14 protein-coding genes are annotated in these 23,144 nt (G+C 45.3%); 3 read left to right on the forward strand and 11 right to left on the reverse strand.

From position 1 onward, the window contains the following. Window positions 1-492 precede the first annotated feature (492 nt). The 9 genes from K6T91_10310 to K6T91_10350 form a co-directional block, all read right to left on the reverse strand. Window positions 493-1,128, reverse strand: coding sequence for a transposase (locus tag K6T91_10310; GenBank protein ID MCL6473180.1), 636 nt, complete (start codon window positions 1,126-1,128; stop codon window positions 493-495). A gap of 20 nt (window positions 1,129-1,148) precedes the next feature. Then, window positions 1,149-1,457, reverse strand: a complete 309-nt coding sequence (locus K6T91_10315; protein ID MCL6473181.1) for a hypothetical protein — start codon at window positions 1,455-1,457, stop codon at window positions 1,149-1,151. A 9-nt stretch (window positions 1,458-1,466) separates the two neighbouring features. Continuing rightward, window positions 1,467-1,715: a transposase gene (locus K6T91_10320; protein ID MCL6473182.1), complete on the reverse strand. Its 249-nt coding sequence runs from the start codon at window positions 1,713-1,715 to the stop codon at window positions 1,467-1,469. Window positions 1,716-1,938: 223 nt separating this feature from the next. After that, window positions 1,939-2,325, reverse strand: coding sequence for a hypothetical protein (locus tag K6T91_10325; GenBank protein MCL6473183.1), 387 nt, complete (start codon window positions 2,323-2,325; stop codon window positions 1,939-1,941). 2 nt (window positions 2,326-2,327) lie between these two features. Beyond that, complete coding sequence (locus K6T91_10330) at window positions 2,328-9,569, reverse strand: chitobiase/beta-hexosaminidase C-terminal domain-containing protein (protein MCL6473184.1); 7,242 nt, start codon at window positions 9,567-9,569, stop codon at window positions 2,328-2,330. A 393-nt stretch (window positions 9,570-9,962) separates the two neighbouring features. Then, entirely contained in the window at window positions 9,963-11,924 is a 1,962-nt protein-coding gene (locus K6T91_10335) for a copper-translocating P-type ATPase (GenBank protein ID MCL6473185.1), read from the reverse strand. A 592-nt stretch (window positions 11,925-12,516) separates the two neighbouring features. Then, the gene (locus tag K6T91_10340) at window positions 12,517-14,154 is read right to left on the reverse strand and encodes an AarF/ABC1/UbiB kinase family protein (GenBank protein ID MCL6473186.1); all 1,638 of its coding nucleotides are present in this window, start codon (window positions 14,152-14,154) and stop codon (window positions 12,517-12,519) included. Between the two features lie 327 nt (window positions 14,155-14,481). Further along, window positions 14,482-15,861 carry a radical SAM protein gene (locus K6T91_10345; protein MCL6473187.1) on the reverse strand — a complete coding sequence of 460 codons (1,380 nt, stop codon included), beginning with the start codon at window positions 15,859-15,861 and terminating at the stop codon, window positions 14,482-14,484. 18 nt (window positions 15,862-15,879) lie between these two features. Further along, entirely contained in the window at window positions 15,880-17,265 is a 1,386-nt protein-coding gene (locus K6T91_10350; GenBank protein MCL6473188.1) for a B12-binding domain-containing radical SAM protein, read from the reverse strand. A 626-nt stretch (window positions 17,266-17,891) separates the two neighbouring features. On the opposite strand from K6T91_10350, the gene K6T91_10355 reads away from it, so the two are divergent. From K6T91_10355 to K6T91_10365, 3 genes are read left to right on the forward strand one after another with little or no spacing between them, the layout of a single operon-like run. Further along, window positions 17,892-18,167 (forward strand): hypothetical protein, encoded by a 276-nt coding sequence (locus K6T91_10355; protein MCL6473189.1) that lies wholly within the window; start codon window positions 17,892-17,894, stop codon window positions 18,165-18,167. 1 nt (window position 18,168) lies between these two features. Further along, a complete protein-coding gene (locus K6T91_10360) occupies window positions 18,169-19,092 on the forward strand; it encodes an ABC transporter ATP-binding protein (protein MCL6473190.1) in 924 nt (307 codons plus the stop codon). Further along, the gene (locus K6T91_10365) at window positions 19,089-19,874 is read left to right on the forward strand and encodes an ABC transporter permease (GenBank protein ID MCL6473191.1); all 786 of its coding nucleotides are present in this window, start codon (window positions 19,089-19,091) and stop codon (window positions 19,872-19,874) included. Before K6T91_10360 ends, K6T91_10365 begins: the two co-directional genes overlap by 4 nt. Before the next feature lie 61 nt (window positions 19,875-19,935). Here K6T91_10365 and K6T91_10370 read toward each other — a convergent pair whose 3' ends face one another. Together K6T91_10370 and K6T91_10375 are read right to left on the reverse strand one after the other, a co-directional pair. Continuing rightward, on the reverse strand, window positions 19,936-21,114 hold the full coding sequence (locus K6T91_10370; protein MCL6473192.1) for a type II glyceraldehyde-3-phosphate dehydrogenase: 1,179 nt from the start codon (window positions 21,112-21,114) through the stop codon (window positions 19,936-19,938). Between the two features lie 195 nt (window positions 21,115-21,309). Beyond that, complete coding sequence (locus K6T91_10375; protein MCL6473193.1) at window positions 21,310-23,004, reverse strand: PAS domain S-box protein; 1,695 nt, start codon at window positions 23,002-23,004, stop codon at window positions 21,310-21,312. Between the last annotated feature and the right edge of the window lie 140 nt (window positions 23,005-23,144).

Below are 23,144 nucleotides of genomic sequence, written 5' to 3' on the forward strand. Positions count from 1 at the left end.
ACCTTCGGCTAAAAAGATACGAGGAAGGGAGCTTCTCCTTTCTAGGAAAACTTCTCTTTCTATCTTAGATCAAGGAACCGATTATTTTAAATTAATCAGGGGATTATTAAGGTAGTAAATACCACTGGAGGAATAATTAATTTGTCCAGAATCGGAGGGTTATTGCTCAATTAATTTGGCCGGGGACAATATGAGAGAAGGATAAGAAAATATCGCAAGAAAGAGGCGAATTCAATCCCTAGGGGACGTCCCTACAAATTTACAAATTAGCTATGCAGCTATCTGTGCTAATAGGGTTAGGGGAACGTCAGGCTGTGTAAAAACATTTCCATAAAACCGATCAAGGGCGGATAAAACAGCTTTTTACGCTATTTATCCGCCCTTTCGTTGTAACTATTTACCACACTTTATGTTACGGCAGCAATTAAATCCTTTATTCCAACTATGTTTATCACTCTTTTTATGTTGTAGGCCAGAAACGAGAGACTGACTTTAAGTATTTACTTTCTTTAGTCCTCTAAGTAGCATAAATCCCTGGTCAAAAGACCTTTTAACTGTTCCAAAGGGGTGCTCTGATAACCACTGCCTAATTCTTATCTTGTCTTGGTTTAGAAGTACTCGCTCTTGCATTTCTTCAAGTATATGTTCGTGTTCCCACCTGGTAACGGTTCTTTTTAATGCTTTAGTGCATTTTTCTTTGAGGGTACAGCTTGGACAACTTTGTCTCTCGTAAAGGCGCATTTTTCTTCCGCGATCACCGACTTTTTTTAAGAAGGTAAGCTCCCGTTTTGTGGGGCAGATATATACATCTTTTGTCCTGTCGTATGTAAATTCTTCTTTTGCAAAAAGCTTCTCTTCTTTTGGCCTACTTCTTGCCGGCTTTGGAATGAAAGGAATTATTCTTGCATCAACTGCCATCTTTATATCCTGGCTGTCATAGTAGCCTTTATCAGCCGTTACTTCTAACTGGTCCGCTCTAAGTATTTCTTTTGCCCTTATTGCCATTTTGCTTAAGCTGTGCTGGTCAGCCGCTTCATTTGTCGCTTCAAAATCAACAATGAGCTTGTTCTTTGAATCAACCGTTGTCTGGATGTTGTAGCAGGGCTCAACTCTTTGGTTGTTCATCATGGATCGGCAATCAGGATCTGTTAGCGATCAGCTCGTTTATATCTTCTTTTTTGCATCTCTTCAAGTAGATTCTGGTAGTTATCTTTCCTTGCCTTTAGGACATCGATTTTCTCCTTTAACTCTTTAGCAGTAGGCTTGGGGGAGTCTGTCTCACTTTGGTCGTTCTCATCTAGATCGGCCAGGTAGTCATCGATCTTCTTTTCGATCTCTTTTATCGTTCTTTGAAGCTTTTTCTTGGTAAAGTTTTTCTTCTTTGAGTTGGATGCCCTAAATTTAGAGCCATCGATTGCAACGAGTTCGGCCCCAAAAAGGTCAAGCCTCTTGCACATAAGAGTAAACTATTTGAAGACGGACCTTATTGCTCCAGTGTTAGTGGCTCTAAAATCAGCTATTGTTTTAAAGTCGGGGGTAAGTCTTTTAATAAGCCACATAACCTCAACATTTCTTTGGGTTTCTTTTTCCAGTCTTCTTGAAGAACGGATTCTGTTTAAGTATCCGTAGATATATAGCTTTAGCATATCTTTGGGATCATAAGGGGGTCTGCCGGTTTCTTTTGTTACTGCATATTTGAATCCAAGGGAGACCATATCAAGGCTATTCTCACAAATGCGTCAATAAACCTTACCATGTTATCTTCTTCAATGTAGTCGTCAATTGCATCTTTCAAATAGTATTATCTGCTCTCTATCCGTTCCTTTTATATATGCCATATCTACTCCTTTTAGGCCGGTTTACCTGGTAATATTATACCAATAACCGGCCTAAGAAGCAGTAAAGTAAAGGGGAGTTTTCACACAGCCTGACGTTCCCCTACCCCCAGCCGCTCACAGGCTCTAAAGTAGCTATAACCTCATCAGCTTGTACTGTGATCCTAATACCGCCCCAGAAACTAAATTCAATGTACTCTTCCCCCTCCGTCTCCATATGTAAATGCCCTAGAGTTTTATCCTCTCCTGGAGGCATTTCTGAGTCACGGGGGCTGACATCTAAGTGTTTGACAGCGTTAAATCTTAATCGCAGATGATAGATTTCACCCGTTCTCATGCTGTAGAGAAAAAGCATCTCAAATGTGTGACCATCAACATCGTAGCTATATCCAAGGAAGTCTGCCATGTTGTGTAAGTCAAGTAAGATATTATCAACTTTAACTTCCGTGATAGGCTTATTTGCTTCTATTCCGATATTTTTAAGAATCATATTTATCTACGACCTCTGCGACTCTTCTTAATTACCTTCCTTGCAGCCCGTAAGTCCTTCCATTTTGCGGGGCGTACATATTCTTTATAACTAATTTTACTAGTATCTCTTGGGTTTATACGAGGGGTATAGTTATGCACATGGGGTGTTCGAATTTTCATTTGTACAGCTTTTTCAAAATGCGCCTTTCCTTTTAAACCGATCTCAGTCACTTCATCAATCCTAACAACATTCCTACCTGCCGTATCAGCAAGTCGAGCGGCATATTTTACTTTTAGAGCGGTATTCGCAACACGTCCTGCTGTCATAACACCCTTAAATGCCATCAACCCTAGTCGCTCAGAGCTAGTTACAGCGCCAAGACCAGCACCCACACCAATAGAAGCCGCTACTTTCCATCCTGAATAATTATGCGCCTTGGCATATGTATAACCATCAAAGGCACCCCAAGCTGCACCTACTGCGACCCAGAACCATTCCCCATCAGGATCTACCTTATTTACTGGGTCGTTGCCACAGTAGATATACGGGTGCTGAGATGCTGGAGCGTCTTCAAAGCCCTCGAATCTGTCTTTGGTGGTAAATCTGCCTATCTCCGGGTCATAGTAGCGGCTCTTTAGGAAATAAAGACCAGTCTCTTGGTCGTAGATGTAGCCGTACTTTGCCCGGTAGGTAAAGGGGGTATCAAATGTGGCAGATTTTATATCTATTATGTGGCCGTAGGGGTCATAGCCATATGCTTGTATTTCTTCTGCCCCGTTAGTTATCCACTCTACGTCTCCTAGTATGTTTAAGTGGAAGTAGTAGCGAACTCCCCCTCTTTCAACAGAGACTGGTGCCCCTTTGTCATCGTAGGTGTAGCGGGAGATGGCGCTGCCGTTTTGATCTAGCTCTGCTACAAGGAGATCATCTTCGTAGAGATAGTTTACGGTCTCTGTTGTGGTAGTGCCGTTTACTGTTTTGACAATAGTTTTGCTTGTTCTTGTGTTGTCTCCATCGTAGGTAAAGAGAATCTTGTCACCATTTGGCTTTGTTACCTTTGTTAGCTGGTTGTCTGAATTGTACTCGAAAGTCTCGGTTGACTCGCCGGATCTTTTGCGCCCGATAGTGTTGCCGTTTGCATCATAGGCATAGTCTACAGTTGTGCCGTCCCATCTTTGTAGCTTTAGTAGCTGGTTAGTGGCGGTGTCATAGGTGTAGGTGGTGTTATAGACCTCACCATCAAAAGGCTCCGACATTAGTATGCGATTCCCAACAGAGTCGAAGGTATATTCTGTGACTTGTCCTGTGTAAGCAGTTATCCTTGAGAGCCTGTTTTGGGCGTCGTACTCATAGGTGTCGCTGAGCCATTCAACATTTGGGCTGCCGATGGATTTAATCTGGTCATTAGCGTAGTAAGTACATACAAGCCCTCCAGGAGTAACGCCATCTATATATAGGGTATCAAGGGCTATAATTCTATTTGCGGCATCGTAGGTATAGGTTGCGCTCGACCCATCACCAAGGCTTTCGGTAGCTTTGTTTCTGTTGGCGTCGTAGGTATAGTCGGCTATGTGTGTGCCCGTGCTTGATTCCACTATGCTTATCAGGTTCTCGCTTTTGTCATAGTTGTAGGTTTCGCCCTTGCCATCTGCTACTTTGCCTGAGAGCTTATGCGTTGCATCATACGTGTATGTGATTGTCTTACCAGACGGCTTTGTCTCTTTGATTAGCTCATCGCATGCATCATACTCGTAGGTGGTCGTTCCGTGCGAGTCGACCACAGTCTTTTTGTTGCCCTCGGCATCGTAGGTGTACTTTACAGTCTTGCCGTCGGGGTTATTTACCTGAGTTAAGCGATCAAGCTCATCATAGACGTTTGTTGTCACCTTGGTGTTAGGCGCCGTCTGGGATATGACGTTTCCGTTTTTGTCATAAGAGGTAAGCGTTACTTTGTTGCCCGGCTCGGTGAGCTTAGTTACTCTGCCTATGTCATCGTACTCCCAGGCGGTTATAACACCCTTGGAATCCTTTGAGATAAGTTTGTTGCCAACCGCATCATAAGTATATGAGGTCACAGTCGGAGTAGTATCTAGCTTGGCAACAGTTACCGAGAGCATACGGTTTAGCTCATCATAGGTGTAGTCGGTAGTTTTACCCTCGGCATCTCTCTCGTTTATCTTGTTGCCTACCGAGTCGTATGCGTATGTGGAGGCATGGCCTAAAGCATCGGTTGCTTTTGTTAAGTTGCCTGCTACATCGTATTCAAACGCAGTCGGGTTGCCCTTGGCATCAATCTCTTTGGTCTTGTTGCCGACACCATCGTATTGGTAGGTCGTTACTTTGTTCTCTGGGTCGGTTGTGCTAAGCATGCGCCCCAGCACATCGTAAGCATAGTTAGTGGTGAAGCCGTTTCCATCGGTATCACTTACCTTGTTGCCCTGCGCATTATAGGCAGCGCTCGTTGTGTGATTCTGAGCATCGGCCGAGCCTGTTTGGTTGCCATAGGCATCGTAGGCGTAGGTGGTCTTGTGTCCCAGCTCATCGGTCATGCTGAGCATATTGCCAAACTCGTCGTAGGTGTATGTTGTGATATTGTTTAGCGCATCGGTCTCTACAATTTTATTGCCCCTGCTATCATAGGCATAGGTTGTCGTAAAGTTTCGTGCATTAGTTTTGCTAAGCATATTGTTGTCTGCGTCGTAGGTAAAGCTGACGGTGTCACCTAGCGGATTAGTCACACTTAACACATTGCCATTGGAATCGTAAGTGTAGGTGGTTATCTTGCCAAGCGCGTTCTTGTTGGTTAGAACATTGTAGTTCTCGTCATATGTAAATTCTGTGGTGTTTCCCTTGGCGTCGGTAACTGATGTTATATTCCAATTGGCATTATACACGTAAGTGGCTTTGTTGTTTCTTGCATCCGTCTCTTCGAATTGACCACTGGCGGGATAGCCGTAGCTTGTTGTGCTGTTCAGCGGAGCGGGATCCTTTACTGTGGCAAGTTTATTTCCCGAGTAAGTAAAGCTTGCGGTATTGGTGTTCTCATCGGTTATAGAGGTGAGCTTGTGTTCGGTATCATACGCAAACGATTGCCCGTAATTTAGTGGATCGGTTACCCGAACAAGATCTCCGTTAGCATCGTAAGTATAGCTCCAGGTGCGCCCAGTATAGTCCTGAACCGATGCGAGCTTACCGGTTATTGCATCATAGCTTAGGTTTGTAATTCTGCCGGACGGGTCGGTGATACTAGCAAGTCTATTCGATGAGTCGCATTGATAAAGAACAGTATTTCCATTTTTATCTTGCACGGCTACCTTCCTGTTTGCCCTGTTGAATATGTACTTGGTGCCGTCTTTAAACTTCCAGGTGAAAGTATTGTCAGCATTTTTCGTGAGACTCTCGTAGCTGCCTGCAGGTCGCTTATACGTGCCATCGATGTTTTTAGTATAAAGAAGCTTTGTGGCATCTCCGCGTATAACAACAACTGACCCATCGCTATACTCGGATATCTCCGGCACACTAAGGCGCCAACCCCAACCTAATGGGCCGCTTATCTTGGCTTGACTATTGTAAACTCTCACAACATCGGTACCAAGACCCCGGCCAGGAAGATCGACGTCCGCTTGCGATACGACAAAGTTTCCGCTAGCGATATTTACCTTGCCGTATCTATTGTTCGACATACCCCAGTAGCCAAGCCCTATTTTCTCCGGGATATTTGCAACCTTAATATTTACCTGGGTAGAGCTTGAATTGCCGGCGGTGTCTGTTGCGGATAAGGTGATTACATACTCGCCATCGGTTAGCTTTGCGGTATCTAAGTGCCAAGACTCAGAACAACTTGTTCCGGTTTCGTCCCTTGTACCAAGGTCCATTATATCGTTGGTGCCATATTTTTTAACTGTTAAGCCCATTTGGCTTAGGGATAGATTGTCACTCCCAGAAGCCGTAATGGTTACCTCTGCAGTTACCGTAGAATCGTTGCTCGGTGAGGTTATGCTAATGCCTGGAGAGATTAGGTCGATTGTATAGGTCTCGGTATATATCTGCGACTGGTTGCCTGCCTGATCAATTGCAATGAATTTTAAAGTTGTTGTCCCCAGGACGCTTATCGGCAATCCAATATACTGAATGCTCGATGCGGTGGGCGTCGTCCCACCGGTGGTGTAGTAGATAGAGGCAGGCTTAGATGCCGCCAAATCGACTGACTGGGCTGAGTTATAAAGGCCGCCGATTGGGGTTGCACTTGCAGTCGGCACGGCTGCATCAACCGTAAATGTTGATGCAGCAGAGCTTGAGTTTACTGCGGCATCTGTTGCGGTAACCACTACCGTGTGCTGAACGTCGGAGAGAGAATCTAGACTATCTCCGGATACCTTGCTTACAGTCGCCCCGTCGACTTTTGCTACAATACTTGATATTCCTGAGCCGCTATCGGTAGCGGTGTATTCTAGCTGCGGGGTTGCATCGTTAGTCAGCGATCCATCTGCAGGTGAAGAGATGTTAACCGTTGGTGCAGCTGTATCTATGGTATAAGTCTCGGTATATATCTGAGACTGGTTGCCAACTGTATCGATAGCTATGAATTTAAGGGTTGTCGTTACGATGATGTCAATTGGCAAACCTACGTACTGGGTGCTCGATGCGGTAGGAGTTGTTTCATCAAGCGTGTAGTATATGGAAGCCGGCTTATTTGCAGAAAGCATTACCTGCTGGGCGGAGTTATATGCACCACCGGCGGGTGACGCATAAGCCACCGGGATTTTACTTATCTTAACTATCTCGCTCTTAGTTGCCTCAGCGTTTCCAGCATTGTCCGCTGAGCGGTAATAAGCAGTTGTCATCCCCTCGCTTGAGAGTACAAAAGGTGCGGTATAGGCAATCCAGCTTGTATTGTCAAAGCTATATTCTGTTCCAGAGATGCCAGAGCCCAGTCCATCACTTGCAGAAATAGTTACGGTAACATCTGAGGTATACCAGCCGTTTTCTCCAAGAGTTCCCTCTAGACTACATGTGGTAGTTGGGGGCGCTGGATCGTAAAGGTCCGATGTAGTCGCGGCAGGGTTGCTAATGCTGCCGGAATAAGGGAAGTTGCCGTTGTTGTCATAAGTGGTTATGTGAACTTTGTAATGTAAGTCGCCCGGCACATTGGAGAAGGTATAGGTATGTGTGCCAGTTCCGGTATGACTTGGAGTCGCTGTTACTTTCCCTAAGCTGGATCCTGTTGTGGCATCTAACTTCTCAAGTTCCAAGTTATAATGGTTTGTTCCATAGTTGGAGCCAGTAATATAATCGTTTATGCCTGTCCAATCGGTTTTAATGTTTATGGTGCCATCAGCATTCCTTGTATGGCTAAGACTCACGCTTGATTTTGCTATGGCTGGAGGCGCTGTTCTATCTGGGATATATGGGGTAGTGACATTTGCCCATATAGTTGTTTCGCTATATGCGTTATATGCAGAAACTCTGAACCAGTAGTTTTGATTATTAGGGTAACTACCGCCCGAGTTTCTATATACCGGACTTGGGTCATCGGCAAGCTCTGTGCCAGCACCATCGTGATGTAAGGCATACCTTCCAGTAGCTATTTCGCTTGCCGTCGGCCAGATTCCCCTGCCTTGCGTGGACCAGCTAGTCGTATTCCCTACGTCGAAAGATTCGTAGTAGCTGCCGTTATAAATCCACAGCTTGTAACCGGTAGCACCGGGCACAGCATCCCAAGATAGATTTATAAACCCGTTGCTGCTGTTTGCCGCATTGCCATATGGTGCAGAGCTAATCCCCGGTGGGTCGTAATACTCTACATATAGGTGTGGTATGTCGTAGTTATTCTCTTGGGACCGGAACTTCTTCCAATGGGTTTGTCCATTGCCATTCTCATGTAGCATAAAGCCAAAATTGTTTGACCAACCGGATGTCCAGGAACCAACAAAAGAGGTCACGTCAAAAACAGCCCAGTTTCCCCTGACTACCGAAGTTGATATACCAGTACCATAATCGCCAGGCCTATTATTATAAGTTATCGTATTGGCATTCCACGAGTTGGTGCAGATATTTAGCCATACTGGCGTTAAGGTATAAACATAATATGAGTGCTGGCAGAATACCTTAAAATTCGCTAAGGTAATAAGCTTTCCATTTAACCGGGAGGTATTGATCTGTATATAGGGATAGTTTGTCCCCGTTATGCCGTCAGGATAATAGCCGCATTTCATTTGATAATAGCCAGCACTGGCGTTCCAATCTCTATCAAAGTTAGTGTCTGGATACATTGTTGAAGTATAAGAGTCACCTTCAGGATCTCCCTGTGACCTATCCATATAGGTCCAAGGGTCAATGTAGACCGGATAAACCCGCTCAGGGGATTTTAGCCATGCATCATCTGCAGTAATCGTTATGTAAGTGCTTGCACCCTTCTGTACTATGTCAGCGGTAACGTTGTCTGATCTTTTCGGCTCATCTGACTGGGGATCAATATTTGAGTCGACCATGTAGGACCTTGGGATAAAGAATACCCTCTCTTTAGGCTCTTTCCCTTTTCTGTAAAAACTTATTGAGCCGTCTGCTTCTTTTACAGCCTTAACACCTGCCGCTTTTAGTTCAAAGGTAAAAGTGTTTTTACCTGTATATTTCTTAAGGATGATATCTTCTTTTACGCCGTTTCTTGAAACCATCTCTCGAAGGTCAGTGTCAGAAAGGATGTTTTCGTATGTAATTCTGTCGCCATCTACCTTAGGTGTGACATCAGCGGCTTGGCTCTCGGCTAAAGAGTAAGTTACCTTAGCGCCATCATATTCAAAAGAGAACAGGTTTGGTGACTTGCTTTTAGGAGCAAACTTAGCTTTAAAGCGATTCGCAGTGTTCTCAAAATCGCCAGTGCTGTTTTGCTTAATATTTGAATCGATATCTTTCCAAGTGCCGTTTTCAAGGTAGTGAACAGGAGCTGAATAAAGTTCCATGGCATAAGTGCCATTGCCCTTGTCAAATGTCTTTGTGGTTGCGGTTCTTTTCTCAATAATCTCCTTGGGCTGGGGATTAGTTTTTGATTGTTCGGAAGAATTTTTTTCAGCCGAAGATTGGCTGGTAGACGTTGTGCTGCTATCAGGTTGACTAATTGCAGCCTGCACAACAGATGAGCTATACTTACCCAGACTGCTTAACAGAGGAAGAGGGACGAGTTCAAAGACAAGTAGAAACACCAACAGGAAGACCAAACCAGTTCTAAAAACCAAAAACCTCTTGCTGAAAAATAAAGTGCGCACCTTGCTAAAGCCTCCTTAATCAAACAGAGCAACTAATAAAATTACATGCGAAAATTGCAGATACGATTTTAAGTAGTTGCGATTTATGAAACTGTAAAGAACGCTAAAACCAACCTGACTATATAAGGCGGTGGATTGAAATAGTAGTTACCTGTATATGATTCTTTATAAGTATTACATGCGCTACTCTTTTGTAGTAGCGCTTTTTCATACTTAATTTTATTGTTATTTTTAGTATATGCGATTGTAGTATATTGCTAATTAGCAGTCAATACTAAATCGATTAATTCACAGACCTTTCGATGTTATAGCGGTATAAACTTTGGATTGCTTGTTATGGGAAAGGGATGAGATGGCAGATAAGACGTTTAAGTTATATGAGGAGTTATTGAATTAAGTTAGCGACCTAGCCTGTCGACTCAATGCAAGTGAGTTAAGTGTAACTGTAATTGTACTGGCTGACATAGCGATAGCAGCAATTTGCGGGCTTAATAGCAACCCAAATGCGGGGTAAAGTACACCGGCGGCAATCGGAAGTGCGATAGCGTTATATCCTATCGCCCAGGCGATATTTTGTTTTATCTTTCCTAAAACGATCCGGCCAAGTCGAATCGCCTTTGGTACATCTCTTGGGTCGTTTTTCATAAGAACTATCGAGCCCGACTCGATTGCGACATCGGTTCCCGCACCGATCGCAATACCAAGGTCAGCCTGCACAAGCGCAGGCGCGTCGTTTATGCCGTCTCCAACCATTGCAACGAGCCTCCCCTGGCTCTGCAACTCCTTTACCTTCTCGGCTTTTTGAGCGGGAAGAACTTCGGCAAAGACTGTTTTGATGCCAAGCTCTTTTGCAACAGACTCAGCAGTTGCTCTGTTGTCTCCAGTTATCATGGCAACATCGACACCCATCTCTTGCAGCTCTTGTACTGCAACTTTTGATTCCGGCTTTATCCGATCGGCAAGGCCAATTAGACCTTTTATGCTGCCATCTATCGCAATATAAATGATTGTCTTGTGCTCCTGCTCAAGTCGCCTCGCTTCGCTCTCTACTTTACTTATATCGATCTTCTCTTCCTTCATGTAGCCGAGGTTGCCGACCATAACCTCACGGCCCTCAATCACGCCGATTGCACCACGGCCCGGCACAGCACGGTAGTCGGAGACTTGCGGAAGACTAGTTATACCTCGCTCCCTGGCAGAGGCAACTATCGATTTTGCTATGGTATGTTCAGAGCCAATCTCAAGTCCTGCAACAAGTCGCAGGAGTCCATCTTTAGAGAGATCGCCAACTGAGACGATATCCTTTACCTCTGGCTGACCTACAGTTAAAGTGCCTGTCTTGTCAAAAAGAACAGTATCAATCCTTGCCGCTCTCTCAAACGCAAGGGCGTTTTTTGAGAGTATCCCGTTTCGTGCACCAACGCCGGTGCCGACAACGATTGCGATAGGCGTTGCAAGAGCCAGTGCATCAGGGCAAGCAATCACAACCGTTGAAATTCCAGCAGTAAGTGCAAATAGTAATCCCTGGCCGGCAAAGCCAAGCCAGACCAAAAACGCAAGAAGACCGCCACCAACTGCCACAGGAACCAGGTATGCTGCAACTCGATCGATAATTCGCTGTACGGGAGCTCTAGTCATCTGCGCATTCTTAACCAAAGCGATGATCTGGCTAAGCGTCGTGTCCTCTCCAACTTTGGTTGCCCGCATGCGAAACGCGCCTTCCTGGTTGATAGTCGCACCGATGACCTCGTCGCCGGGATTTTTAGGTACAGGAAGCGACTCGCCGGTTATCATAGATTGATCAACAGATGTCCGACCATCAACAACGATTCCGTCAACGGGAATCTTCTCACCCGGCCTGACTAAAAGTAGATCCCCTTTCTTGACCTGCTCAACCGGCACTTCTTTTACCTGATCATCTACGATAATATTTGCGGTCGGTGGAACCAGACTAAGCAATGATTCAATTGCCTCGTTCGTGCGGCTGCGTGCCGCCATCTCAAGCCAGTGTCCCAAAAGGACAAAGGTAAGTAGCATTGTAGCCGCCTCATAAAACGTCTCGCCACCAAATATAAAGGTTGCCGCCACGCTGTATAGATAAGCCGCCAGCACTGCCACAGAAACAAGTACCGCCATGTTGGTTGTTCTTTGCCTGAGCGCACGCCATGCCCCAGTGAAGAAAAACCATCCACCATAGATCACGGCAGGGGTTGAGAATATAAAGTGAAATAGGTTGCGATCAATTGGAAGCGGTATACTGCGCCCGATTATCGTCTCACCTATTGGAGAAGTAAAGACGACCACTGCAGTTAAAATGGCTGTAACGATAAAGGCGTTCCTTAAAGTTCTTACCATCTCGGGACCATGCGCGGCATGCTCAGTCTCAAAACCATACTCTGACTGCCAAGCTGGTGCAACGTGGTTATGCGCCTCGTGTTGTGGGGCTTCATGGACTATCTTTGTCTCTACTCTTGCGTTTCCTGGGTGGATATGACCGTGGATCCCATGATCCGCATCCTCACACGTCTGATCAATTATCTGTATTATTTGACGCTCGGTTATGCCATGGGGATCATAAGTTACTGTTGCGATTCTTTTCTGCAGGTCAACTTCCGCGGACAGCACACTTGGATTGCGCATTAGTCTGGTCTTAAGCAATCCTTCATACCCTGGGACCTCAGATACTCTCTCCAGCCTTAATTCAACGGTTCTTTGCTTCTCGTGTTCATGAGCATGCTTATGCATATTAAATCACCTGCAACCTATTTACCCAAAATAGAGGACGGCGGACGTTCCTATACAAACTATACAAAAACTACAGTAACTTAATCCAAAGATATGGGTCTACTCTTGATTTTACCTTGCCCACCCTCAAGCCTCGTAGATAGTTGTAACGATGATATTTAATATATACGATAAGCAGGGCGCAAAGAAGGAGAGGTGTCGATTAGGAGACTTTACGTTTCCTTCGTCTTTTTAAAATGTCGTTTAAGAAAGGCAAGAGCATGCTCACAGATGTAAGAATAGCAGCCGTTATAATTCCTAGGATAAGACGGTTGACCATCAAGTTCACCCGCTGCAACTCCTCATCTAATCTTGGTTGCTGCATTACAACGGTAAGTTCTCCTCTTGATAGCTGATTCAAAATACGCCGAACTTGCCTGGGTGCCCTCGATGCAACATCAGCATACTCGGTAAGAGCTTTTAACCCCCTATTGATAATAGTTAGCGGCGAGCGAGATTCTTCCCATACCCTTCTGGCAAAAGGTGCCATAGCCTCGGCAAAATTAAAATTGGGGTCAAGCTGTAGGACCAGGCTCTCTTCCATCGATACAGTTTTAATTAAAAGTGCGAGGTCTGCAGGCAGACGAAGGTTATATCTTCTGACAAGGGAGACCACATCATTTAGAACATCGCGCACATTTACCTGCCTTAAAGTCAGACCATAGTATTTCATGATTAGCGTACGTATATCGCTTCTTAAAGCCCCGAGCCTTTCGATACGACCCACAACACCTAAATCGACATAAGCATCGATAACTGCATCCGCATCCTGCTGAAAAATTGCAATGAAAATCTCGACTAGATTTGCCTTGGTTTCTTGATCAATATATCCTGTCATCCCAAAATCAACGATGCCAATAACCCCATCCTCCATAACGAAGAAGTTAGCGGGATGGGGATCGGCATGAAAAAAGCCGTGCCTAAAGACTTGCTCAAGAAGGATATCTGCGCTTTGCCTTGCGATAATTTTTGGATCGATCCCTGCTTCCTCTAGTGCCTTCTTATCATTGATGCGCAACCCAGATATACGCTCCATAGTGATAACACCGCTGCTTGTAAAATCCCAGTAGATATACGGAATGTAGACTCGCTTATCGCCATCAAAATTTTCGCGAAAACGGTCAGCGTTTCGACCTTCTTGTATATAATCAAGTTCTCTAAGAAGCGTTTGCGTAAATTCCCGCGCTATTCCCTCAAAATCATAGTTCTTTGCAGCTGGCAAGCGGCGGCTTGCAAGCCGTGCCAAGTCAGTTATGATCTCCACATCAATGGCAACCTGATCTTGCACTCCAGGCCGCTTCACCTTTACCACTACACTCTCGCCAGTTTTAAGCTTGGCAGCATGAACCTGGCCAATTGAAGCGCTCGCCATTGGCTCAGCGTCAAAGTAAGCAAATATTTCACTAACGCTTCGATTTAATTCCCGCTCTATCTCCGCTTCTATAAGATCAGCTCTTGCAGGCGGAACCTGATCCAGCAGCTTCCCTAATTCGTATATGTATTCAGACGGCAGTAGATCGACTCGTGTGCTTAATATTTGGCCAAATTTTATAAACGTGGTTCCGAGCTCCTCGAACACCATACGTAAGCGCTCGGCTTGAGTATAAGCTTCGACCGCCTCTCGATGCCTGAAGGGGATTATCCTGAAAGGTAAATACCTTGAGAGACCAAGTTGATCCACCAAAACACCAAAGCCGTGTTTCAATAAAGTCCTTATAACTTGCCTATAGCGGTTTCTGTACTGTTTTGATATAGCCAGGCGCAAGCCAATCTGGCCGACTTGGGGAATGAGACTTACCACAAACAACCCCTATTCCTAAGAACCCTGGAACCAGAGCCCGGAAGACCCTGCTTTTTTTCGCCCCTCCTGCCAAGGAGAGGCTTTTCCGGTTTTCTTCTGGTTTCTGGGCAGATTCTGGCTTTGGCTTCTGCCCTTTACATAAGTTCTTTCCCAAAACGGACAATTAGCCTATGCGCCTTAATAGTTTTTCTAGGTAAAATTCCCTTATAGAGCCGTCAGGATATCAATCAAAAGATATGCCGGTAAAATCAATAAAGAAGCATAAGAAAATAAGGGTATAAACTGGTTTTAATGGCGGACCAGGTACATGCAGGCAAATACCTATGCCTATTTCATCACCCATTCCTTATACCAGCCATACTCTTCTTCCCACACGTCCTTATAAAGCTCCTTTACCCTGGCAGCATAATCCTTCAACTCGGGTATAAACTCGTTTAAAATCCTATCGGCCCCTTCGTGCGTTGGTCGAGCACCAAATCGCTTTACGAGACCCGCCATGGCGCCGGGATGGTCTATCAGCGGACACGGCCTGATATGGTTATGCCCGAAAGGTTGGGCTCTTCGAATAGCTTTAAAGAAGTCAGAATTAAGGGCCTCCACGAGAGAGTAATCCTTTATATTATGCGTTGCGACATGGCAGAAGATACACGGCTCAACGTCACCTTTATTCGTTATGTGCATAAACTGGCGTCCACCTGCAAGACACCCGCTGGTTAGCGGGCCATCCCCCCAAAAGTCAATAAGAAGTATGGGCTTTGTTGAGCGCAAGTGGCTAACCCGCCTGCGGAGAAGGTCCCTTTGTTCTGGAGTCGGCATCAGCGATATATCAGGCTCACGCCCCACCGGCATGTAGCTAAAGTACCAGCCAAATATAGCACCCTTTTCAATCATAAGATCGATAAACTCATCAGAGACAACTACGTCAACGTTTTTCCTCGTCAGTGTGGCTGAGAACATGAACGGAGCACCCGATTCGCGCAGCATATCGGCCGCATGCATAATCTTGTCAAAGACTCCGCGTCCGCGTCTTTCATCAGTCTCTTTTTGCATGCCTTCAATGCTTAGAACAAGAATGGCGTTCCCAAGCCTTCCCAGTCTCTCGACTACTTGCTCGTTAACAGTAGTTGCGTTTGTAAATATTTGGAACGATGCATCCGGGTTTTGCTCCAAGATATCAAAAAGAGGCTTATAGAGAAGCGGTTCCCCGCCAAGAATCGTGAAGAAGCTTATGCCGATTTCCTTGCCCTCGCTAATTATCCGCTGCATAACATCCGCAGGTAAGTCGTCACGTTCGCTATACTCACCTGCAAAACACCCAGCACATTTTAGGTTACACCGCATAGTTGGGCTTATCAGCACAGTAAAAGGTGGCGTAATACCATATTTTTTTTCATACTCTCCGCGGATGTGCGCATCAAAAAAGACCGTTTGAATAATAAATCTTGCGATACCACGGCGATAGGTATCGCTTAATTCTCTGCCTATCTTCTTCGCCAGAACGATCGATGGGTGCCCTGCTTGAAATGCCTCCCTTACCACCCTTACTGAACCTGCATCCGTACGTGAGGGAGCAAGTTTCTCAAGTAAATACGTAAGCCTTATAAGATTGTCGTCGGAAGCTTTACTGATTAACTTGATTGCAAGGTTAAGGGAATGCTCAAGTGTATACCGCTTGACCTGATCTCGGATTGCCCCTTGCACCCGCATTTTTATCCTCCTCCTAATTTAATATTTAGGCTCTGCTTGCAAGTGTCCTTTCAGATAGCTTTTTGCCCTGAGCAGATTATTATATATTTGTATCCCCTGCATGATATTTCTAATAGAGAAATTTGATGGCGACTTGAAAGCTTCCAATATGTTAGGAGTAATAGCGACCCGCCTGTAAAGCTTGCAGAATTCTCGGTAAAACTCTTTTAGCGGTAGCTTAGTTGGAAGAACGGCGTGGAAAAAATCAAATAGCTCATAGTTTCTGCTTGTAAGTTGATGCAGTTTCTCTCTAAATAGATCCGTTCCAGGAAGTGGCGTCAGCACAGTGATCTGGCAAGATGAAACCTTGAGCCGCTTAATGTATTTCTGGAGCTGGCGAAACTCTTTTCGTCCAAACTCCGGGTCGACTATAAATGCGGCCCATATATCGATATCATTGTCATGAAGCACCTTAACCGCCTCCATGTTGGACTCGACGTTGTTCTTCTTGTTCAACTTTGCAAGGTGCTCTTCATCAAAACTCTCGAACCCGATAAGAACCCAGCTAAGACCAGCCTCACGTAGCTGGCGTATTAATTCGGGATGTTTTGCTATAGTATCAGTTCTTGCCTGGCAGCCGTAGCGTTTTTTAATTCCAGAATCTTTAATCAGTTTAGCTATCTTCTTTGCCCGCGTCACATTGCTCATAAAGTTATCATCCGAAAACAAGACATTGTCTGTCGGGGCCTGCTTAATCTCTTCAAGAACTCGCTCCGGGCTCTTCTGGCGATAACGTCCGCGGTTGAATTTCCAAACTGAACAAAAAGTACAGCGATACGGACATCCGCGTGCTGTCTCAATCATAGTTACTGGAGCCATATCGCGGAAGAAATACTTCTCCGCATAAGATGCTGCAATAGAGCGGTTCACCAAGGGCAAATTATCAAGCTTATCAATCAGCGGCCGCTCTCCAGTGGAATAAGGCTCCCCATCCTTTATAAACATAAGTCCAGGGATGTCAGAAAAATCCTTGCCATCTTCAACACAGCTTAATAGCTCAGCTGTTACTTGCTCTCCTTCACCAGCTACTATTACATCACAGCGGCCAAAAAAGTCTGTTGGATTAAGCGCCGCGTGATGTCCGCCAACAAACGTGTATGCTTTTGGAAGAACCCTACGGACTGTTTTAAGAACCTCCTGGCCAGCATAAACAGCGTTAGTAAATGGGACTGCTACACCCACGGCATCCGGTTTACATCTAAGGAGGAACTTCTCGAGGTTTTTATCAATCCGCATGTCCAGCAGATATAAATCATGTGCTCCCAGAGCACCTGCAACAGCCTCTATTCCAAGAGGCTCAGTCATGGCGACGTGCTGAAAACCAATATAATAGTCACGTGCGGGCTGTATCAACGCAACCTTCATGGCTTACCCTCAGAATAGTATATTTACTACTCTTTTCCCTTAAGTATGCCAATTTAAACAATGGCTTCCATAGTCAACCCATACTGGCTAGTCTAAACAGGCTCACTCTGCTTGCTTAGCCTTACCTATGCTAAGCATTATTATAGTATTATTTACTGATTTGTTAAGCCCAAGCTATCCTTGGGATTTATTCTTGGGCTTATCTAGCTCAATAACATCACCAGGTACTTTCCCATTTATTGCCCTTTCTAAATATCCCTAAATACAATATCGCAGCACTTTCGCTATTTGTCTGGCTCTTTACGTTTGTTGGATCCTTTATGGAATCAAGACTACTGTTTCGAGATTGCAACTAATCGGCTCTGAGTACCCCAAGCCTAAGATTAGCACCCTGAGTAATTTCCCTGCCTATTGAAGGGCGAAACACAATGGCGGATAATACTCATAGACACTCGTATCACTCGTATAAAAGATATGAGTGTCTCTGCAGCGTTAACAACTGCACTGTTTGGAGCCGGCACATCTTTACAGAGCCGCATTTTAAACGGTTTACCGTGTTAACACGGCATTAATTAGCGCTATGCTCTTTGCATGAACAAAAAACGCGAGACGTTTTTGGAGGATTAATGGGCGGTATCGCAACAAACACGGGTTCGGAGGTCCTAGTGTTCGGCCTTACCCTTAAGCAATTTCTTGCAATTATCATCCCAATCGTAGTGATTCAGATAAGCGCCATAGTCGCGGCGCTTATCAACTTGAGAAAGCAGGATAACACAGCAATACACGGCGGCAAGAAGCTCTGGGTTATAATACTTATCATCTGCTTATTTCAATACCCGTTCGGCCTGCTTGGCCCAATCCTCTACTTTACCGTAGCAAGAAAACCCTATGAGAGCGAATAACATGAATGCCGTTGAGATAAGAGACCTCACGAAACGATATGGTAAAATTAAAGCACTTGACCACCTTAACCTCGACGTGCCCCAAGGGCAGGTTTTCGGATTCTTAGGACCAAATGGTGCCGGCAAGACGACAACAACTAGGATGCTTGCTGGTCTAGCATATCCAACAAGCGGCTCAATAATAATTCTTGGCCATGATATAGCAAAGGATAGCGTACCGGTTAAAAGGCTGATGGGATATTTGCCAGATGTCCCTGCTTTTTATGGGTGGATGAGAGCAAAGGAATACCTTACTTTCACTGGAGAGTTATTTGGCCTTAGCGGATTGGACCTGAAAAAGCGGGTTAACTCACTTCTCGATGCTGCTGGACTATCAGGTAATAACCGGCCGATCGAAACATTCTCACGAGGAATGAAGCAAAGGCTCGGCATTGCGCAGGCTTTTATAAACGATCCCGCTATTCTCCTCATGGATGAGCCTACCTCAGCACTTGATCCGATCGGGCGTAAGGAAGTTCTTGATATGATCAAATCTCTCTCTGAGGAGAAAACAGTTTTTTTCTCCACTCACATCCTTGCCGATGCCGAGAGAGTTTGCGACTCAGTAGCGATAATCGATCGAGGTCGCCTGGTAGCTCAGGGAGGTCTGCAGGAGCTTAAAGATAAATATGTTAAACCGGTTTTTACTGTGGAAGTGGATGCCAACGCCGAACTGCTGGCAAATAAGCTAAAGTCAATCCCCTGGATAACATCAGTAGATACCGACAAGAACACGGTCTCAATCAACGTATCAGATGTAAAAGCCGCTCAGGTTGAGATCGCAGGCATCATCGCGGATACCGGCCTTCCCTTAAGAAGATTAGACCTTAAGGAAACTACTCTAGAAGACATCTTTGTTAACTTAGTTCAGGGGGAATCCAGATGAGCGGCTTTATCTTTTTTAAAAAAGAAGTCAAAGCGATATTTAAAACCTACCGTATATGGTTAATCCCTTTGATATTTATATTTCTTGGGATACTCAGTCCAGTAACTGCTAAGTTTTTGCCCGCTATTCTAAAGGCGGCTTTGCAGGCTGACTCCACCTCGGGAATATCGCTGCAGGGAATAAAAATACCAGAGCCAACCCCGGTAGATGCCTATCTTCAGTGGCTCAAGAACCTCTCCCAGTTTGGTATGCTTGCACTAATACTTTTGGCGATGGGCCTCGTTGCAGAGGAAAAGGCGCGCGGTACTCTAGCTCTTGTAGTCACTAAACCGGTTTCACGAACATCGATTGTCTTTTCAAAATTTCTTGCGCAGGCAGGATTGTTTGCAATAGCTGCAGCTTTAGGCGTCGGCACTACTTTTTTGTATACGTTTTTACTTTTTGATAAGGCACCCTTCCTGCCACTTGCTCAATCATCAATAGCATTTGGAGTCTATGGGTTATTGATACTGTCAGCAACTATCCTCTTCAGCGTACTTATGAAAAATCAGTTAGGGGCAGGCGGCCTTGGGTTGCTTTCATACTTTACGCTATCTATTCTGGCTAACGTGGGATATGGCTTTGATAAATACTCGCCCGGTGCTCTATCTGCTATGGCTACTAAGGTAGCTGCCGGAACCCATGCGTTTTCAAAAGCTTATCCTGCAATTGGAGTATCAATCGTACTCTCAATTTTGATAGTTTCGACCGCAGCATTTGTGCTGGAGCGCCAGGAGCTATAAAATAGGATTATGGCGCTAGGCGGTATTTCAAACCATTATCCATCATCAACCATTTTGCGGTTTACGCTGTGCGCTGCTGCGGCGTTGGCTCGGCTTTTGTCGGCTCCTCAGAGCCCTTGAAACCTTCCTCCATAAACTCGCGCTGCGCCTCCTCTATGGCTTTACCCATCGCTATGTGTATAACCTCTTCAGGCATAGTCTTTGGCAGGAAGCTTTTAACTATGCCAAGCGAGCGGTTTGTTTTCTCGATAGATTCCTGCCCGTTTTCAATAATACCGGTTATTGCACGGATGCAGTCGATGTTCTCCGGTATTGCAATCGCCTCGTTGTGCACCTGAAATGCGAGATAAACCTCACGTTCATCAACGGCTAGCGCATCCTCCCAAACGGCAACTTCCCACATATCATTTCGAGGCCGCTCAAGGTCACGCATCAGTTCAATCACCGAATTGAGCGCCACCAGGCCATTGCTGGAGTGTATAAAGGATACCCTGGGTTCTTCCCAGAGCGCATGGCGCAGTTCATCAAGACTGACCGGTCGTGTCGTCTCTACCATGGCAAAATGCAGGTGGCTTAAGTTGTACGGACCGGCACCCGCCATAGTCGTGATATCAAGCCCTTTTATAACAGTCTGGGCATCAGGTCCTTGGTGACTGGGTACTTTTGTCTCTGGGATAGCGGTGTTAATCATCCCGTCTCTGTGGCTCTCCCAGGGGTCTGTTCCTCTTCGCATGAGAACTGCCCGTGCGCGCTTGATCCAACCGCGCTTATATAGTGCGTTTAGCACCCGGCAAAGACCTGTTGTATTGCAAGATACCACACGTGCATATTGCTTGTTTAACGCCTCAGCATAGTTAACCTGAGCAGTAAATGACAGGCCGGTCAACTCATGTTCCTCACCACCCTGGAAGATTGCCTTAACTCCCGCTCTCTCATACATGGGTTTGTTTTTTGCGCCGATACCTTTTGGCGTGCAATCGATAACAACATCTACCTTGCCAAGCAGTTCTTCAAGAGTTCCTTCTACCGGAATGTTGGCGTCCTCCATCATCGACCTTTTATCGGCAATTGATGCGTAAATAGGATACCCGCGTTCCGCGGCAACCCGAATGCGATAATCTTGAACAATGTCTGATATGCCAACCAGCTCCATATCATCCTGCTTTGCAACCGCGTCGGCAACTCTTTTACCTATCACACCGTAGCCGTTTACACAAACACGTACTTTACCTTCAGCCATAAATAATCCTCCTCGTCCGGTTTATATCGAGAAGATGTTCCCAAATGTAAGGAATTCTAATAAACAGAAAGTAGCGGCCAGAAAAAGAATATGACCGCAAAAATTTATGCCGGTCTTGCGTGCGGTCTTTTGCCTTATCTGTAGCCGTTATCGGAGAGTATTACAGGACTAATTTTGAAATTAGCCAGAGGTCAACTAGGAGTCATCTGCAGAGCTAAGCCTATGCCTGTTTTGTGCCGCAGCATAATGTCTTGCACTTTCAAGAACAAGCGATAATAGTACGGCTACCTTGCTTGCAAAATCCGCCTCAAGTTCAGTGAAGGAAACTGGGGCTGAGCGATAACTAAAAATAAGAACACCTGCAACACTCCCTTTTATTATTAAAGGAGTTGCTAGCAGCGAGCGGATACTATATTTCTCCATTAGCTTTGAGTTTAGCCTCTCATCATTATAGGTATCGTTGCTCGTGAGCTGGTTTTTGGTTTTCAAAACCAGCGCCGCCGCTTTAGCTTCATTGTCAGATAGCTGCTTCCCGATTAAGTCCTCTGGTAGCCCATATACATACTTTACAACCCAGTATTCACCCTCACGTAACTTTACTGCTGCCGCCTCTGCCCCTATGGCCTTGGCAGAGTCTGAGATAACTGCCTGCATAACTTTGTCAAAATGAAGCTCTGAGTTGACTATCGAGCCTATGTTATTAAGTACGTCACTTAACTCATCTTTTCTCTTGTATTTAGCCTCCCTTTCCTTGCGCTCACTAATATCCCGGAAGTATATTGAAAGCCCCGTCTTATAAGGAAACGCGTGCACTTCAAACCATCTACCCAACGGCGGGTAAAATTCTTCGAATACCACAGGCTTGTTCTCACTGACTGCCCGCAAGAATTCCTTTGCAAACGTAGTATCTACCACTTCAGGAAACTCATCCCATATTGTCCTGAATAAAAGGTCCTCTTTTCTTCTCCTTAAAAGTTGCGCCGCCTTTGCATTTACATAGGTAAAGCGCCAATCATTATCAACCGCAACAAACCCATCCGTTATGCTTTCAAGGATATCTAACACCTGTCGCCTTGATGCTCGAATCTCTTCAGCCGCCCTTTCGCGCTCTGTAACGTCCTCCCCGATACTTGCTGTGCCGATAACATTGCCCTGCAAATCGCGCAAAAGCACGTTAGTAAATGATATAGTGCGCCTCTCATCCCAACTAGTGACAATATCGTTTTTATAGTGGGCTTGTATCTCGCCCTTAGCAAGTGACTCAAAGAAGAAATCTTTAAGTTGTTCTTGCTGCTCTGCTGGAATAAATATGCTAAACCAGTTCCTGCCTATAACCTCATCTCTTTGCCAGCCGGTCAGGTTAAGTAGGTAATCGTTTATAAAGGTAATCCTGCCCTGGGTATCCAGCATAACAGCAGCAAGCTCAGCTTTTTCCAGCATCTCGCGGAACCTGCGCTCGCTTTCTCTTAGCTCTTCCTCTGTCCTTTTACGATCAGTAATATCAGTAAACGAATTAACAACAACTAAAATATTGCCAGATATATCAAAAAGCGGCACTGCACTTGCTGATACAATCACCTTAGTTCCGTCAGGTCGTTCATGCATATGCTCCAGGTTATATACAGGTTTACCTGTTTGCATAACTGTCGTGAAATGAAGGTCCTCTTCAGATATAGGTTCGCCCCCGATTGTGGTAACTTTCATTTTTAGGTCAGCAAATGTTCGCCCTATAATCTCGCTTCGCTTTAGGCCAAGTATTCTCTCTGCAGCGGCGTTGGCAAACAAAAATCTGCCATCACGACCAACTATGACAATGCCCTCCGCGATTATTTCCAGTACACGCTCCAGCTGTTCTCTCCAGGCAGAGCCTTCCGTCTGGCTCGATTCCATATCCACACCTTTGCTTACTTTTAATAAAGTATTACCCAACAGCTCCCAAATTCTTTACGTTGCCCTGACTTTATCAGTTGAATTTGCAAAACCCCAGGCAGCTGAAGTATAGATGATAAAAAAGCGTGCATTTTGCCACT

The sequence above is a fragment of the Bacillota bacterium genome (assembly GCA_023511485.1).
GTDB lineage: Bacteria > Actinomycetota > Aquicultoria > Aquicultorales > Aquicultoraceae > CADDYS01.

What these genes read in the sequence shown, in the direction of transcription:
- K6T91_10310 (MCL6473180.1), bottom strand. Translation starts at nt 1,128, where the DNA reads ATGATGAACAACCAAAGAGTTGAGCCCTGCTACAACATCCAGACAACG.
- K6T91_10315 (MCL6473181.1), bottom strand. Translation starts at nt 1,457, where the DNA reads ATGTGCAAGAGGCTTGACCTTTTTGGGGCCGAACTCGTTGCAATCGAT.
- K6T91_10320 (MCL6473182.1), bottom strand. Translation starts at nt 1,715, where the DNA reads ATGGTCTCCCTTGGATTCAAATATGCAGTAACAAAAGAAACCGGCAGA.
- K6T91_10325 (MCL6473183.1), bottom strand. Translation starts at nt 2,325, where the DNA reads ATGATTCTTAAAAATATCGGAATAGAAGCAAATAAGCCTATCACGGAA.
- K6T91_10335 (MCL6473185.1), bottom strand. Translation starts at nt 11,924, where the DNA reads ATGGTAAGAACTTTAAGGAACGCCTTTATCGTTACAGCCATTTTAACT.
- K6T91_10345 (MCL6473187.1), bottom strand. Translation starts at nt 15,861, where the DNA reads ATGCGGGTGCAAGGGGCAATCCGAGATCAGGTCAAGCGGTATACACTT.
- K6T91_10350 (MCL6473188.1), bottom strand. Translation starts at nt 17,265, where the DNA reads ATGAAGGTTGCGTTGATACAGCCCGCACGTGACTATTATATTGGTTTT.
- K6T91_10355 (MCL6473189.1), top strand. Translation starts at nt 17,892, where the DNA reads ATGGGCGGTATCGCAACAAACACGGGTTCGGAGGTCCTAGTGTTCGGC.
- K6T91_10360 (MCL6473190.1), top strand. Translation starts at nt 18,169, where the DNA reads ATGAATGCCGTTGAGATAAGAGACCTCACGAAACGATATGGTAAAATT.
- K6T91_10365 (MCL6473191.1), top strand. Translation starts at nt 19,089, where the DNA reads ATGAGCGGCTTTATCTTTTTTAAAAAAGAAGTCAAAGCGATATTTAAA.
- K6T91_10370 (MCL6473192.1), bottom strand. Translation starts at nt 21,114, where the DNA reads ATGGCTGAAGGTAAAGTACGTGTTTGTGTAAACGGCTACGGTGTGATA.
- K6T91_10375 (MCL6473193.1), bottom strand. Translation starts at nt 23,004, where the DNA reads ATGGAATCGAGCCAGACGGAAGGCTCTGCCTGGAGAGAACAGCTGGAG.